The sequence below is a fragment of the Acinetobacter sp. YH12049 genome (genome assembly GCF_013419875.1).
Lineage (GTDB): Bacteria > Pseudomonadota > Gammaproteobacteria > Pseudomonadales > Moraxellaceae > Acinetobacter > Acinetobacter amyesii.
In genome coordinates, this window is the sequence record NZ_VOZH01000021.1 from 1 (window position 1) to 15,441 (window position 15,441).

Annotated in this window: 13 protein-coding genes; 12 read left to right on the forward strand and 1 reads right to left on the reverse strand. The window is 42.0% G+C overall.

All coding sequences use genetic code 11. From position 1 onward, the window contains the following. Positions 1-444: 444 nt before the first annotated feature. From FTU05_RS10570 to FTU05_RS10605, 8 genes are all read left to right on the forward strand, one after another. Positions 445-1,461 carry a sulfate ABC transporter substrate-binding protein gene (locus tag FTU05_RS10570; RefSeq protein ID WP_180165251.1) on the forward strand — a complete coding sequence of 339 codons (1,017 nt, stop codon included), beginning with the start codon at positions 445-447 and terminating at the stop codon, positions 1,459-1,461. 185 nt (positions 1,462-1,646) lie between these two features. Next, a complete protein-coding gene (rsmH, locus tag FTU05_RS10575; RefSeq protein WP_180008673.1) occupies positions 1,647-2,558 on the forward strand; it encodes a 16S rRNA (cytosine(1402)-N(4))-methyltransferase RsmH in 912 nt (303 codons plus the stop codon). Positions 2,559-2,568: 10 nt separating this feature from the next. Further along, on the forward strand, positions 2,569-2,901 hold the full coding sequence (ftsL, locus tag FTU05_RS10580) for a cell division protein FtsL (RefSeq protein WP_078189390.1): 333 nt from the start codon (positions 2,569-2,571) through the stop codon (positions 2,899-2,901). Between the two features lie 12 nt (positions 2,902-2,913). Beyond that, positions 2,914-4,740, forward strand: a complete 1,827-nt coding sequence (gene ftsI / locus FTU05_RS10585; RefSeq protein ID WP_180124608.1) for a penicillin-binding protein PBP3 — start codon at positions 2,914-2,916, stop codon at positions 4,738-4,740. Between the two features lie 10 nt (positions 4,741-4,750). Beyond that, on the forward strand, positions 4,751-6,247 hold the full coding sequence (locus tag FTU05_RS10590; RefSeq protein ID WP_180165253.1) for a UDP-N-acetylmuramoyl-L-alanyl-D-glutamate--2,6-diaminopimelate ligase: 1,497 nt from the start codon (positions 4,751-4,753) through the stop codon (positions 6,245-6,247). Between the two features lie 9 nt (positions 6,248-6,256). Then, positions 6,257-7,666, forward strand: coding sequence for a UDP-N-acetylmuramoyl-tripeptide--D-alanyl-D-alanine ligase (gene murF, locus FTU05_RS10595; protein WP_180165255.1), 1,410 nt, complete (start codon positions 6,257-6,259; stop codon positions 7,664-7,666). Next, a complete protein-coding gene (mraY, locus tag FTU05_RS10600) occupies positions 7,666-8,784 on the forward strand; it encodes a phospho-N-acetylmuramoyl-pentapeptide-transferase (protein ID WP_078189386.1) in 1,119 nt (372 codons plus the stop codon). The genes murF and mraY overlap by 1 nt, the downstream gene beginning before the upstream one ends. Before the next feature lie 76 nt (positions 8,785-8,860). After that, positions 8,861-9,664 (forward strand): putative RNA methyltransferase, encoded by an 804-nt coding sequence (locus tag FTU05_RS10605; protein ID WP_180021660.1) that lies wholly within the window; start codon positions 8,861-8,863, stop codon positions 9,662-9,664. A gap of 53 nt (positions 9,665-9,717) precedes the next feature. On the opposite strand, the gene ponA is transcribed toward FTU05_RS10605, so the two are convergent. Beyond that, positions 9,718-12,258, reverse strand: coding sequence for a penicillin-binding protein PBP1a (gene ponA / locus FTU05_RS10610; protein WP_078189384.1), 2,541 nt, complete (start codon positions 12,256-12,258; stop codon positions 9,718-9,720). Positions 12,259-12,423: 165 nt separating this feature from the next. Between ponA and FTU05_RS10615 the strand changes: the two genes are divergently transcribed. Genes FTU05_RS10615 through FTU05_RS10630 form a run of 4 tightly spaced genes read left to right on the forward strand, consistent with a single transcriptional unit; the run spans position 12,424 to position 15,411 of the window. Then, entirely contained in the window at positions 12,424-13,482 is a 1,059-nt protein-coding gene (locus FTU05_RS10615; RefSeq protein WP_078189383.1) for a pilus assembly protein PilM, read from the forward strand. Further along, positions 13,482-14,168 (forward strand): PilN domain-containing protein, encoded by a 687-nt coding sequence (locus tag FTU05_RS10620; RefSeq protein ID WP_180117247.1) that lies wholly within the window; start codon positions 13,482-13,484, stop codon positions 14,166-14,168. The genes FTU05_RS10615 and FTU05_RS10620 overlap by 1 nt, the downstream gene beginning before the upstream one ends. Continuing rightward, on the forward strand, positions 14,165-14,887 hold the full coding sequence (locus FTU05_RS10625) for a type 4a pilus biogenesis protein PilO (protein ID WP_168378181.1): 723 nt from the start codon (positions 14,165-14,167) through the stop codon (positions 14,885-14,887). Before FTU05_RS10620 ends, FTU05_RS10625 begins: the two co-directional genes overlap by 4 nt. Beyond that, on the forward strand, positions 14,884-15,411 hold the full coding sequence (locus FTU05_RS10630) for a pilus assembly protein PilP (RefSeq protein WP_078192530.1): 528 nt from the start codon (positions 14,884-14,886) through the stop codon (positions 15,409-15,411). The genes FTU05_RS10625 and FTU05_RS10630 overlap by 4 nt, the downstream gene beginning before the upstream one ends. Positions 15,412-15,441 lie beyond the last annotated feature (30 nt).

Here is a 15,441-nt window from a genome sequence, read left to right on the forward strand (position 1 = left end):
TAATGCAAGCATAATCAGTGTAAAACATTTTGCATGTGACTTGTTCCACTTTAGATATTTGTTTAAGATGAGATGTAACTCATTGAAATGTGTCATCATATTCGTCGTCAGAAAACAAGTATTATGCGATTATTTCAATGAGTTATCTTTTTTTGTCGTGTACAAAGCAAATCTATAGTGAAAAGAATAAAGAGTAAGTCTGTAAATAAAGTTGAGTGGTGTAAAACGGATAATTTAGATTATCCGTTTTTTGCATATGTAATGCATAAAAATCTATATATAGGGAATAAGTAGATTGTTTTTGTGTATTTTAATATGAAAAACAAACAATTAAATTCGTAGCCTTAGCTGTATTCAACAAAGCGTCTAAACACGCTGCAATTGCGATTTATGACTTTATTTCATATATTTAGCAGTATTGAATATAACTTTATGCTGGCTGTTATGAAAACTCAATTTAAGGCGTGGCTCAGTGCCGCGTTGCTTACCACTGGTGTTGCATTTTCAGCGTCTGCTCAGGCCGCTGATCGTGAATTTTTAAATGTTTCTTATGATGCAACGCGTGAATTTTATGACGAATTTAATAAGTCATTTGGTGCATATTGGAAAGAGCGTACCGGTAAAACGGTCGCATTTAAACAATCACATGGTGGTTCAGGCAAACAAGCCCGTTCTGTGGTTGACGGTTTAAAAGGTGATGTCGTGACTTTGGCCTTGGCCAATGACATCGAAGAAATTGTGAAGTCTGGTCAGATTCAGCCGGGTTGGCAAAAAGAGTTTCCACATAACTCAGCGCCATATACGTCAACGATTGTATTCATGGTGCGTAAGGGCAACCCGAAACATATTAAAGATTGGTCTGATTTAACCAAAACGGGTGTACAAATTATTACCCCGAACCCGAAAACTGGCGGTCTCCCACGTTGGGTTTACTTGTCAGCTTGGGGTTATGCTTTGAAACAGCCGGGTGGTAATGAAGCGAAAGCCAAAGATTTCGTGGGTAAGATGTACCATAACGTAAAAGTAATGGACTCTGCGGCACGTGCATCGATGACTACATTTGCAGAACGTGGTATTGGTGATGTGTTATTGACTTGGGAAAACGAAGCTTTAGTTACGCAAAAAACTTTGGGTAAAAACAAATTTGATATCGTGTATCCATCGATGTCGATTTTGACTGAGCCTTCAGTGGCGATCGTGGATAAAACTGTCGATAAAAATGGTAATAAATGGTTAGCTCAAGGCTATATCAATTATCTTTATTCTCCATTAGGTCAAGAAATGGCGGCTCGTCATTTCTATCGCCCACGTAATGCAGCAGTTTTAGCAAAATATAAATCACAGTTCCCGCCATTAAAAACATTTACTATTGATGAAGTGTTTGGTGGTTGGGCAAAAGCTCAACAAACACATTTTGTGAATGGTGCGATCTTCGATCAGATCTACAATAACAAGCGCTAATACATCGAAATCTAGGATTTGAGATGTTCAAAGACCTCCTTCGGGAGGTTTTTTAATGGATGGCAAAAAATAAAAACGGTTTTCTCTATGGAAAGTAATATTTCTGTACAAAAAGACGTTTGGAGCTTTGCTAAAACAAGGTAATAATGTGCAGTTACATTTTTAGCTGTGTTGAACGAACCCTTATGTCGCATATTTCTGTATTACTTCATGAAACTGTTGATGCTTTACTGGCAGATCGCAATACAGGAATTTTCGTAGATGGCACATTTGGGCGTGGCGGTCATACGCGTTTATTACTGTCTAAATTAGATGAAAATGCACGTGTTTATGCCTTTGATAAAGACCCGCAAGCATTGGCTGTTGCCGCAGAATTAGAACAAGAAGATGCGCGTTTTAAAATTATTCACGCCAGTTTTGCAGACTTAAAAGAAGAACTGCGTAGTCGAGGTATCGATTTGGTCGACGGTATTATGGCGGATTTAGGGGTATCATCTCCACAGTTAGACCAAGCAGAGCGTGGCTTTAGTTTTATGAAAGATGGCCCACTTGATATGCGTATGGACAACTCACAAGGCCCAACAGCCGCAGAGTGGTTGGTTGATATTGAAGAAGAAGATTTGGCCAATATTATTTTTAAATATGGTGAAGAACGTTATAGCCGCCGTATTGCCAAAGCGATTAAAGCGGCAGGGTATATTGAAACCACAGCTCAATTGGCCGAAATTGTGAAAGTTGCCCACCCAAAATGGGAAAAAAATAAACATGCAGCGACACGAACTTTCCAAGCAATTCGTATTGCTATTAACAAAGAACTCGACGATATTGATATCTTCTTACCTCAAGCGGTGGATATGCTGAAACCTGAAGGCACTCTTGCAGTAATCAGTTTCCACTCTTTAGAGGATCGTTTAATTAAACAATTTATTCAAAAAGAATCTACACTTGCAGAAGACACAGGTTGGGGTTTACCACAAAAACGCGAAGATACCCGCCGCTTAAAAAAAGTGTCACGAATTAAAGCAAGTGAAGAAGAAGTTAAAGCCAATCCGCGATCTCGTAGTGCTTGGCTTCGTGTGGCAGAGCGTTTAGCTTAAAAGGCAAAGAATGAAAACCGAAGCAATCGAAAAAAACTCTGATCAATCGCAGTCGAAGAAAATCATTACATATGGCATTTTATTGCTCTTGGTTTTTGTGAGTGCGATTATGGTGGTCTTTCAAGTCTTTGAATATCGCCAAGATTATCGTCAATTGAGTACCTATATGCGTGAAAGGGATGACCTCAACGCAGAATGGGGACGTTTGCTGATCGAACAACAAACTTTCGGTGCAACAGCCCAAATTGGGACACGTGCAGTTACCCAATTACGCATGTATTCGCCTCCTATTGCACAAACCGTTGTTATTTCATTGCCACAAACTCCAGAACAGAAAAAATAGGCTGCCGGTCACATGGTTGAAAAGAGAAACAAACAAACTCCGCGTAAGAAACAGCAGTCTGTTACTGGTCGTACAGCCATTTCGGTGGAGATGTGGCGCTATCACTTGATGTGGGCAGTGGTTTTGCTGTGCTTCATTGCATTGGTGGGGCGGGCTTTTTATGTACAAATCATTAATAAAGACTTTTTACAAAATAAAGCCAATGCTAAAATTTTAAGAACTGAAACCTTAAAAGCCATGCGCGGTGTCATCTATGACCGTCACGGTGTGCCTTTAGCGATTAGTACCCCGATCATGAAAATCGTGATCGATCCACGTGATTATTTTGACAATAAAAAACTCTTTGAAGAAACCACGGCTGAATTGGCTAAAGATCCAAACAATCGTAAATTAAAACGTCAATTACCTGATAAAAATCTAAGCTTAGATGAACTTGCCGATGCTGTCGGTATGGATCGTGCTGAACTGAAACGCAAAATGAATGAGCGTCCACGTTCACGTTATTTGGTTTTAAAGAAAGAAGTACCGCCGCAACAAGCTGAATTGATCATGAAACGTGACTTTCAGGGCGTATATACTGAGAAAAACTATAAGCGCTACTATCCACAGCCTCAGCCAAACTCACAAATTATTGGCTTAACCAATAGTGAGGGCATGGGTATTGAAGGCTTAGAAATGCAACTGAATGAACGTCTTTCAGGTGTTGATGGTGCGCAGCAAATTGTCCGTGATAAAAAGGGCAACCGTGTTAAAGACCCTGAGATTGTGAAAGAAGTCGAGTCGGGCGAAAATATCACGCTCAGTATCGATTCACGTTTGCAATACATCATGTACCGTGAGTTGACCGCCGCAGGGGTGGCCAATAATGCACGTTCTGCAACCGCGATTGCCGTGGATGTCAAAACGGGTGAAATTTTGGCGATGACCTCTTGGCCGTCGTACAACCCGAACGATAAAAAAGGCGTTTTAAATAAAGATGCCATGCGTAACCGTGGTGCGATTGACTCTTTTGAGCCAGGTTCAACCATGAAGCCAATGACCGTGGCAATGGCGTTGGAAAGCGGCAAATACACGGCAAATACAGTTGTAAATACCACACCGGGTTCAATGCGCGTTGGGAATCATACTATTCGAGATACGCATAACTATGGTCCTTTGACTTTGGGCGGCATTATTCAAAAATCGTCTAACGTTGGTGTGGCAAAAATCGCTTTATCTCTCCCTTATGAAACATTGCCGACCTTCTATCAACGTCTTGGCTTTGGTCAACGTTCAGCGGTGAAATTCCCCGGTGAAAGTGCTGGTCTGATTTTACCAAAGAGCAAATGGAATGTGTCAGAAGTAGCGACTATGGCTTATGGTTATGGTTTGAACGCTACAGTACTCCAACTGGCGGATGCTTATGCCATGATTGCCAATAAGGGCGTCAAAATGCCACTGAGCTTGTATAAGCTTGAGGAACAGCCGAAAGGTGAGCAGATTATTGACGCTAAAATTGCCGATCAAGTGCTTTTAATGATGGAAGCGGTGACTTTGCCAGGTGGTACGGCACGTCAAGCCAATATCCCGGGTTATCGCGTGGCGGGTAAAACTGGTACAGCACATAAATTACGTGCAGACCGTAAAGGCTATTCGACTTCAGAATATCGAGCACTCTTTGCCGGTGTTGCACCAGTGAGTGATCCACGTTTGGCCATGATTGTTGTAGTGGAAAACCCAACAGGTCAGTATTACGGTGGTCTGGTGGCTGCACCCGTTTTTGCTCGTGTAATGCAAGAATCTTTACGTTTAATGAACGTACCATTAGATAAACCTTTAGACACTCCTAAGATCCAGTAATAGGTGATGAATGAAAATTACGTTTCAAGATCTATATACCGTTGAACAGCCCGCTGAATGGATGTCGCAATCCTTTCAGGGCTTCAATCTGGATAGTCGCAAAGTTACAGCAGGGCAAATATTTATTGCCCTGACTTCGTTTTCGCAACCTGAAAAAACAGCACAATTTGCACGTGCAGCGTTAGAGAATGGCGCGTTGGCTGTCATTTCAGAAACTGATTTGGGTTTGGATCAAAGTGTCGTGATCGCGGATGTGCGTCAATTGATGGGGCAGTGGCAAAAGCAATATTTACAGGCGACTCAACCAGCTCAAGCTGCACGGATTTTGGCTGTGACGGGTACCAATGGTAAAACCACGATCTCACGCTTAATCGCTGAATTACTCATGCTGCAAGGCAAAAAATGTGCAGTGATGGGAACCACTGGAAACGGGATTTTACCGAATTTAGAAGCCTCATCTCACACTACTTTAGATGCGTTACATATGCAAAATGCATTGCATGCCTATGCGCTTGAGGGTGCAGAGTTTGCTGCCATAGAGGCAAGTTCGCACGGATTAGAACAAGGTCGATTAAATGGCTGTGCAATTGAAATTGCCGCATATAGCAATTTAAGTCGTGATCATTTGGATTATCATAAAACCCTTGAAGCCTATGCTGAAGCGAAATCACGTTTGTTTCAGTTTCCATCGCTCAAAGTTGCAGTCATCAATCTCGATGATGAACATGCAGAAGTGATGCTGAATGCTGCACGTCAAAATCCGGCTCAGCCTAAAATTTTGACTTATTCAACGCGTCAGGCTGCGGATTATCAAGTGACCGATATTCAATACAGCTTAACGGGCGCACAATTTAAATTGCGTACTGCTCAAGCTGAATTTGTGGTGCAAAGTCCATTATTGGGGCACTTCAATATTGAAAACATCGTGGCGAGCTTAATTTCAGCGGAGCAAGCAGGTTTTAACTTATCTGCCTTGATCGCAACTGCGCCCGAGTTAAAAGGTGCACCGGGTCGTATGCAAGTGATTCGTGATGATGAACGCCTGTTTGTGGTGGATTATGCACATACACCAGATGCTTTAGTTCAAGTGTTACAGACTTTAAAACGTCATGTATCGCAACAGCTATGGGCGGTGTTTGGCTGTGGTGGTGATCGTGACCGTGGTAAGCGTCCATTGATGACACAAGCGGCATTAAACCATGCAGATATTGCGTTGATTACCTCAGATAATCCACGTACTGAAAACCCAGAACAAATTTTTGCAGATATGAAGGCTGGTATTGATTTCACTGGAAAAACTGTCCATGAAATCCATGACCGCCGTGAAGCGATTAAATTCGCAGTCAACCATGCGCAAGCGGGTGATATTGTGGTGATTGCTGGTAAAGGCCATGAAAACTATCAAGAAATTGATGGAGTTCGACATTGGTTTGATGATGTGGTGGAAGTGAAATCGGCGATTGATTCACAGCATCACAACACTGACTCGGCTTATCCAGCGCAATAGGAAACAGATATGCATACTTCAACGACCAGTACGGTTCCGTTAGAACCTTGGACTGCCGAACAGTTGGTTCAAGCGACACAAGGGCACTGGCATAATAATCAAGCGCCGACAGGTCCTGTGAAACGAATTTTGACCGATTCACGTCATGCAGAGCAAGGAGATGCTTTTCTTGCCCTGAAAGGTGAACGCTTTGATGCGCATGATTTCCTTGCTCAAGTGGCTGAAAAGGGTTGTGAAATTGCCATTGTCAGTCATCCGGTCGATGTGGATATTTGTCAGTTGGTGGTTGCAGATACACGTTTAGCACTTGGACATTTAGGTGCATTTCGTCGTGCCCAAAACCCAGCCTTAAAAGTGATTGCCTTGACAGGAAGTAGTGGTAAAACCACAACCAAAGAGATGCTCGGGAGTATCCTTTCTCGTCTTGCACCAACATTAATTACGCGCGGTAATTTAAATAATGACCTTGGCGTACCGATGATGTTACTTGAGTTACGTCCAGAACATCAGTATGCCGTGATGGAGCTTGGTGCCAGTCATAAAGGTGAAATTGATTACACCTCAAATTTGGTACAGCCTCAGGTTGCCGGTATTTTAAATATTGGCACCGCTCATATGGGGGAGTTTGGTGGGCGTGATGGTATTTGTCGTGCCAAGTCTGAAATTTATGCACATATAGCGAAAACAGGAACTTCGATTGTCCCTGCGGCAGATGATTTTACAGATGCCATTCGTCAAGCGGTGCAAACTGAGCAAGTAATGAGTTTTGGTCAGGGCGGGGATGTTTTTGCGACTGAGACTGAACTTCAGGCTCAATCTTCACGATTTATCTTAAATACGCCACAAGGTTCGCGTCCTGTTCAACTGCCATTTGCGGGTGAACATAATGTGCAAAATGCCACTGCAGCCGCAGCTTTCGCATTATCGATTGGTGTGAGTTTAGATGATATCGTTGTGGGGCTTGAACATGCGACAGGTGCCAAAGGCCGTCTAAACTTTATTCAGCATAAAGATTATTTGTTTATTGATGATACTTACAATGCAAATCCAACCTCAATGCGTGCTGCTGCTGATGTACTTGCGCAGCAAGATGGCATCAAAGTCATGGTTATTGGGGATATTGGTGAGTTAGGTTCATCTGCTGCACAGCAGCACTACATGTTGGGACGTGACCTTGTGTCACATTCTGGTCTTCAATTTGTTGTTGCTGTGGGTGAGTTTTCACCTGCTGTGCAAGAAGGCGCGCGCAGTACCCAATATGGTAAAAAATTACAGGCCTTTCTATCTCAAGAACAGGCCTTACCGTTATTAATTAGTCTAGTCAAAACACATCAGCCTCAGTCCATGAGTTTCCTGTTTAAAGGTTCTCGTTATACCCACATGGAAACTTTGATGGCTGAATTGATGGAGAAACTTTAATGCTGTTATGGTTATTTGAGCAGCTTGCGGGTTATCACAGCTCGTTTCAGGTTGTTCGTTATTTAACGCTTCGTTCGCTACTCAGTGTCTTAACGGCATTGGCCATTGGTCTGTTACTTGGACCTGTGATGATTCGCAAATTGCAAGCTCTCAAATATGGTCAGGCAGTCAGTTCATTTGCACCTGAAAATCATGCCAAAAAAATGGGCACACCAACTATGGGTGGTGTGTTGATTTTACTGTCTATTGGGATTTCAACCTTACTTTGGGCCGATCTTTCAAACCCTTATGTATGGATTGTACTTGGGGTGATGGTGATCTTTGGTGCTGTTGGCTGGGCCGATGACTGGATTAAAATCCGTTATAAAGACAATGCCGGTCTACCTGCGAAGAAGAAATTCTTTTGGACTTCTGTAGCATCGTTAGGCGCCGGTATTGCGCTCTATGTGATTGCGACACAGCAAGCAAACCCAGTACATACCTCAAATATGTTGGATCTGCTGATTCCATTCTTTAAAGAAATTAGCATTCCGTTATCCATTATTCCACTCGGTATTGGCTTTATTGTCTTTACTTATTTGGTGATTAACGGCGCATCTAATGCTGTGAACTTAACCGATGGTTTGGATGGTTTGGCGATTATGCCAATCGTTCTGGTTGCCGCAGGTTTAGGTGTATTTGCTTATCTGGCTGGTGATGTTCGTTTTGCCGATTATTTACATATCCCTTATGTGAAATACGCATCTGAACTTGTCGTGATCTGTGCGGCAATGATCGGTGCTGGTTTGGCATTCTTATGGTTTAACGCGCATCCAGCTCAAGTGTTTATGGGTGATGTCGGTGCCTTATCTCTAGGTGCGATGCTCGGTACGATCGCAGTCATGGTTCGTCAAGAAATTGTTTTTGCCATTATGGGCGGTGTCTTTGTGGTTGAAGCTATTTCTGTTTTCTTGCAAATTGGCTCACTGCGTATGCGGAACAAGCGTGTATTCTTAATGGCACCGCTGCACCATCACTATGAGAAAAAAGGATGGCGTGAAACTCAGGTGGTGATTCGTTTTTGGATTATCACAATTATGCTGGTAGTTTTGGGTCTAATGACTTTAAAATTACGTTAAGCAAATAAATAAACGAAACCGGCATTTGCTCCCACAGATGCCGGTTTTTTTATTTCAAAATCTAGTGGAGTAAATGATGAACCTGTTGATGTGTCCTGTATGCCGTGAAGCATTGAAACTCACAGAGCGGACATGGCGCTGTGAAAATAATCATAGCTATGATGTTGCAAAACAAGGCTATGTCAATTTACATGTGGTTCAGCATAAACACAGTAAAAACCCGGGTGATACGCCTGAATCTGTACAGGCGCGTCGAGCATTTTTAAGTGCAGGTCACTATGCACCTTTGCAACAGGCAGTAGTGGCTTTGATTCAAAAATTAAGGGTTGAAAACTTGTTGGATATTGGCTGTGGTGAAGGCTATTACACCAATGCGATGCAAGCTGAAGTATTACAGTGTGTGGGTGTCGATATCGCTAAAAATGCAGTACAAGTGGCCGCTAAACTGAATAAAGAGGTGACTTGGGTGGTTGGGACAGGGGCAACCTTACCTGTATTAGATCATTCGATTGACTTGTGTACGAGTTTATTTAGTCCTATTCCTCAAGAAGAAATCCTTCGTGTGTTAAAGCCTGAAGGGCACTTGATGGTGGTCACACCTGCGCCAGAGCATCTTTATGCAATGCGTGAAGCCCTGTTTGAAGAAGTAAAACTACATGAACCGCATAAATTTGTGGAACAACTGGCGAATGATTTTGAATTGGAAAGTGAACAAGTGGTTCAAGCGAAAATGTCACTTTCTCAGCAGGATCTCAAAAACTTAATTGCAATGACGCCTTATGCCTATAAAGTGAAAGCTGAGCGTCGAGAAGCTCTAGAAAAAAATGAACAATTTGAGTTGCAAGCGCAGTATCAAATTTATCTCTTTAAAAAGAAATAATGCATTGGAAGTGATAAAAAAGCCCTCGTTTGAGGGCTTTTTTTATGCAGTATTTACTGAACTTGATCGATGAGATGATCAAGTGCGTCCGTTTTATGCTCTGCACCTTGTGGTTTAGGCTGCATTGGCGGAGGCGCAGTTCGAGTCGGTGCAAGATTGGTTTCAGTAGACCCAGGAAGGTCGTCAAAATCATTTTGCGAAGCCTGAGGCTTCGGTGCAACAGGAGCAGGACGATACAGCGGTTGAGCCATTGGTGGCGTTGCTGCACGATCTTGTTCAGGTTGACCTTGAGTCGCTTTAGCCGAATTACGGTTGATTGGATTCTTGGCATGGGTGTCTAAACGCACCCAAGCTTCAGGTGTGCCTTTAAGTGATTTCGCCATAAAATCTGACCAAATAGGCAATGCTGCAACACCACCATATTCACGGCGACCTAAAGTAGAGGGTTGGTCAAAACCGACCCAAGCCACAGTGACCAATTTTCCATTAAATCCAGCAAACCACGCGTCTTTTGCATCATTGGTTGTACCGGTTTTACCGCCTAAATCACCGCGACCAATTTTTAAAGCCGCTCGACCTGTACCATGTTGGATCACGTCACGCAAGATGTTCGCCATATCAAAGGCCGAACTCGACTTTAAAATTCGCTGAGCTTGCTTATAGTTTGCTGCTTCAGTATCGGAAATTTTCGATTCAGCAGGTTTATTATCCTGATTAGTGACTTCAATCACTTCATCATCCGGCGTGGTCGGATCTGCTGATTCAACTTCGTCTTTTTGATTGATACATTGAATACATGCATATTCAGGATTGGCTTGATAAATCACTTTGCCATAAGCATCTTCAATACGGCTAATAAAGTGCGGTTGAATACGATATCCACCGTTGGCAAATGTCGCATAACCTGTCGCCATTTGAATCGGCAACACCTGTGGGGTACCTAAAGCAATGGTGTAGTTACGTGGAATTTGGTTTTCTTGTAAGCCAAAATCCATAAATAATTGGCGAGTACGTTCAATTCCGACGACTTGTAATAAGCGTACTGAAACTGTGTTACGTGATAAATAGAGGGCACGGCGTAGAGGTATCATCCCTAAATAGCGACCGTCAGAGTTTTTAGGCGTCCACTTGCCAATCGTAATTGGATTGTCATTGACCATGGAATACGGAGTCATGCCACGTTCAAGTGCTAAAGCATAAACAAAGGGTTTAATGGTTGAACCCGGCTGACGCCAGCCTTGTAGAGCACGGTTAAATTTAGATTGATAAAAATTATAACCACCCACAATGGCTTCAATACCACCATTGTTGGGATTAAGGGCAATCAATTGACCTTGCGCTTTTGGAATTTGCACTAAAGCCCATGAGCTTTTATCCGCATTCGGACGTAGGCGAATAATATCTTTAACTTTTACAATTTGAGAGGCTTTGCTAGGCGCATTGCCTACACTATTGGCATTGCGATAGGGACGTGCCCAAGATAAACCTGACCATGGAACTGTCACACTACTGCCGTCTTGCATCAACACTTCGATACTGGTGTTGTTGACTTTGGTTACTTCGGCAGGATAGGTGTTGGCATATGGAATAAAGTTTTTTAAGGGTTCATCATGTGCTTCTGCACCACGCCAACCATGTCGTCTATCGTAAGCTTCGAGACCCTCTTGTACAGCCTGCTCAGCATAGGCTTGGCGTTGGCTGTTGATGGTGGTGTAGACTTTATAGCCAGAATCAGTCGCTTGTTCGCCAAACTTTTCTACGAGCTCAGAGCGAACCATTTCCCCGACGTAGGGGAATTTGTTGCTGACCCCGCGGTCAGGCATATCGAGATTAATCGGTTCAGCAATCGCTTTTTGATATTCAGATTGATTGATATACCCCAATTGCAACATACGGCCTAAAATCCAATTACGACGCTCTAAAGCACGTTTTGGGTTGGCTACAGGATTATATTTTGAAGGTGCTTTAGGTAAGCCTGAAATCATTGCCATTTGAGCCAAACTTAAATCTTGCAGGCTCTTGTTATAATAAATTTTTGCAGCTGCAGCGATCCCGTAAGCATTTTTTCCTAAAAAGATTTTGTTGACATACAGCGTTAAAATTTCTTCTTTACTTAGATTTTGTTCAATTTTTCGAGCAAGGAAAACTTCGGTCAGTTTACGTTTTAAAGTACGCTCTGGAGTCAGATAATAGTTTTTTGCAACCTGCATGGTAATGGTTGAACCACCGGTTTGCACATCGGAACCGGTAATACTTTCACTGACGGCACGCCCCAATCCTTTGAAACTAATGCCGCTGTGTTCAAAAAACGAAGAATCTTCCGCAGCTAAAAAGCCATGAATGAAATGAGACGGGATTTGGTCGTACTCTACAGGGACCGAAAGTTTGCCACCATATTCTGCAATCAGCTCATTATCAGCACTATAAACCTGTAATGGTTTTAATAATGGAGCCTTTTTTAAGATGGACATTTCAGGCAAAGACGGGGCAATATAGAGATACATGCCATAGAAACCCATTGGAATTGCGACCAAAATAATAATAATGGCCAAAAAAAATGGATGAACAAGGCCTGAACAAGATAGCTTTTTCATAACAAGTAAGTTTTAATAAGAGCTAATGGCAAACTAATTGGTGGTCAGTATATCCTTTCGATATACGGATTGTTAGATGAGTTATTGTATCTGTATAAAATTATAGACCAATGCTAATTAGTGGGTTAATTTTTTTGGGGATAAAAAAATAATAGGAATTATATTGTGCTCAGGTTATATCGTAAGCCAAATAAGGGGTTAATAGGAGTAGATATTAGTTCGACTTCTGTTAAGGTTTTGGAACTTTCTGTAAAAAGTGGACGGTATTGGGTAGAAAGCTATGCTTTGGTCCCGTTACCAGAAGGAAGTGTTGTTGAAAAGAACATATTGAATCCGGAAGCTGTCGGTGACTGTTTAGAGCGCGCAATTAATTTGGCCAATACACAGACGACCAATGCAGCTTTGGCGGTTCCAACGTCGATGGTGATTACAAAAATCATCGAAATGGACGCAGATATGAACGATGATGAACGTGAAATTCAGATTCGTGATGATGCTGAGCAATATATTCCTTTCCCATTGGATGAAGCGAGCCTTGATTTTGAGGTCTTGCCGGATCGCCTATCCAATCCAAATCGTGTCAATGTTTTGCTTGTCGCTACACGTATTGAAAATGTCGAAGCGCGTGCGGAAGTTATTCAGCTTGCGGGTCTGACACCAAAAATTGGCGATGTAGAAAGCTTTGCAATTGAAAATGCATTTAAAGTTTTCTCAGATACTTTGCCAATGGGTGTAAATACCGTGGGTATTTTAGATATTGGTCATAGTATGACGACCTTATCTGTTATGCAGAATAACAAAGTGATTTATACCCGTGAGCAAGTGTTTGGTGGCAAACAATTGACACAGGAAATTCAAAATCGCTATGCATTGTCTTTCGAAGAAGCGGGTCGTGCGAAAAAAACACGTGCCTTGCCAGATGATTATGATGTTGAAGTCTTAGAACCCTTCTTAGAAGCAGTCGTTCAACAAGCAGCGCGTTCTTTACAGTTCTTCTTCTCATCTTCACAGTTCAACGAAATTGACCATATTTTATTGGCAGGGGGGAATGCCAATATTCCGGGGCTTGCAAAACTACTTCAACAAAAATTGGGTTACCGCGTCACGATTGCCAATCCATTCTTACAAATGGGTTTTTCACCTCAAATTGATATTAAAAAAATTGAAAATGATGCCTCATCACTCATGGTGGCATGCGGTCTAGCATTGAGGAGTTTTGATTAATGGCAAAAATTAACTTGCTCCCTTGGCGTGATGAGCTAAGAGAGAAACGAAAAAAAGAATTTATTGCACTTTGTATTGGGGCTTTCTTAATTGGGGTAATTGGGGTTGGTTTAACATGGTTGTACTTTGATCACAAATTAAAAGATCAAGAACAAGCGAACCAATTGATTATCAGTCATAACCAAAATTTAGATGTTCAATTAAAGTCTTTAGATGGTTTGCAAGAACAACGTAATGCCATTATTGAACGCATGAAGCTGATTCAAGGCTTACAAGGTCAACGTCCAATCGCAGTACATCTTGTAGATGAATTGGTTCGTGTGACACCTGCCAATATGTACATCACAAAATTTGAGCGTAATGGCGACAAATTTATGATCGAAGGGCGTGCGGAAAGTCCAAATACTGTTGCAGATTTACTGCGTAATTTGGAAGCATCACCTTGGTATCGTAATGCCTTCATGAGCTCATTCCTTGTGGCTGAAGAGAAAAAAGACAAAGCGCCGACGTCAGTGGTTCCTCGCGTAGAAGAATCTTATGGTGCATTTACTGTGACTGCTGATTTGGAGCAAATTGCGCAGCCGACCATTAATGATCCAGCAGCAAATGCAGGACAGTCAGCTTCATCGGCGCAAACATCTAACGCACAAACTGCAGCAACACCAACTCCGGAGGCTGCAAAATGAGTCGTGATGAATTTGAACAATTGAATCAAGATGCTGTTGTCATTCCGAAAAAGAAAATGACTTTTGATAAGTTTGTACAGCAGTTCAATACCTTAGATCCGAATAACTATGGTAGTTGGCCAATTTCAGTCAAAATTACCTGCTGGATTTTTATCATTATCCTTGTGGCAATTTTGGGCTATTTCTTGGCGATTAAAGGCAAGATTGAAGCTATTTCAAGTGCCAATGCACAAGAACAAAATTTGTTGAATGAGTTTCGTGAGAAAGATTCGAAACTGCGTAATTTGCAACAATATCAGTTGCAGTTGCAGGATATGGAAGCACGTTTTAATCAACAATTAGAACAATTGCCGAAAGAAACTGAAATTCCAGGTTTGGTTGAAGATATCAACTTAACTGGTGTGAATTCTGGACTGAAATTTAAAATTATTCGTCTTGAGCCTGAAGTGAAGCAAGAGTTCTTTACGGAACAGCCAATTCGTATTGAAGCAACGGGTGATTACCATGCCTTTGGTTCATTTGTTAGTGGCATTGCCGGGCTTTCACGGATTGTGACTTTGCATAATTTAACGATTACAGCAACTGAAAATAAAGAAAAGAACTCAGATATTCCAAAAATTGATTATGTCATTTCTGCGAAAACATATCGTTACGAAGGAAATACTGAAAGTGCTGCGAAAGCTGCAGATTCAGCAAGCACACAGGAGGCTCCAAAATGAAAATGAATAAATTGGCACTTTCTGTGATGGTTGGATTTGTATTAGCAGGTTGTGAATCACGTATTGATGTGGTCAATCAAGAGATGGCAAATATACGCAATCAAGCGCCATTAGCGATTGAGCCTGCGCCAGATTTTGTACCTGTCGAAACTTTTAATTATGCGGCGCACTCTTTAAAAAGTCCGTTCTTGCCAAGTTCATTGGCAGCAGAACTTAAAATCATGGCAGGTAAGCGTGTTTATCCAAACTTGAGTCGTCAGCCTCAACCTTTGGAAAGTTATGCACTCGAAACCCTGAATATGAAGGGGAGTATGCGTAACCAATCTGGGCAAATTTTAGCCTTGATTCAGACGCCGGATGGTGAAGTTGAGCGTATTCAACGTGGAAGTTATATGGGGCTCAATCATGGTCGAGTGGTAAATATTACACCGACGCAAATTGATTTGATTGAGATTATTCCGGATGGGCGAGAAGGATATGTAGAGCGTCCTAGAAGTCTCATATTAATTGGACCAGCACCTTAAGCTTAAAGGAATAAAAATGAAGAATAGTGT

What these genes read in the sequence shown, in the direction of transcription:
- FTU05_RS10570 (WP_180165251.1), top strand. Translation starts at nt 445, where the DNA reads ATGAAAACTCAATTTAAGGCGTGGCTCAGTGCCGCGTTGCTTACCACT.
- rsmH (WP_180008673.1), top strand. Translation starts at nt 1,647, where the DNA reads ATGTCGCATATTTCTGTATTACTTCATGAAACTGTTGATGCTTTACTG.
- ftsL (WP_078189390.1), top strand. Translation starts at nt 2,569, where the DNA reads ATGAAAACCGAAGCAATCGAAAAAAACTCTGATCAATCGCAGTCGAAG.
- ftsI (WP_180124608.1), top strand. Translation starts at nt 2,914, where the DNA reads ATGGTTGAAAAGAGAAACAAACAAACTCCGCGTAAGAAACAGCAGTCT.
- FTU05_RS10590 (WP_180165253.1), top strand. Translation starts at nt 4,751, where the DNA reads ATGAAAATTACGTTTCAAGATCTATATACCGTTGAACAGCCCGCTGAA.
- murF (WP_180165255.1), top strand. Translation starts at nt 6,257, where the DNA reads ATGCATACTTCAACGACCAGTACGGTTCCGTTAGAACCTTGGACTGCC.
- mraY (WP_078189386.1), top strand. Translation starts at nt 7,666, where the DNA reads ATGCTGTTATGGTTATTTGAGCAGCTTGCGGGTTATCACAGCTCGTTT.
- FTU05_RS10605 (WP_180021660.1), top strand. Translation starts at nt 8,861, where the DNA reads ATGAACCTGTTGATGTGTCCTGTATGCCGTGAAGCATTGAAACTCACA.
- ponA (WP_078189384.1), bottom strand. Translation starts at nt 12,258, where the DNA reads ATGAAAAAGCTATCTTGTTCAGGCCTTGTTCATCCATTTTTTTTGGCC.
- FTU05_RS10620 (WP_180117247.1), top strand. Translation starts at nt 13,482, where the DNA reads ATGGCAAAAATTAACTTGCTCCCTTGGCGTGATGAGCTAAGAGAGAAA.
- FTU05_RS10625 (WP_168378181.1), top strand. Translation starts at nt 14,165, where the DNA reads ATGAGTCGTGATGAATTTGAACAATTGAATCAAGATGCTGTTGTCATT.
- FTU05_RS10630 (WP_078192530.1), top strand. Translation starts at nt 14,884, where the DNA reads ATGAAAATGAATAAATTGGCACTTTCTGTGATGGTTGGATTTGTATTA.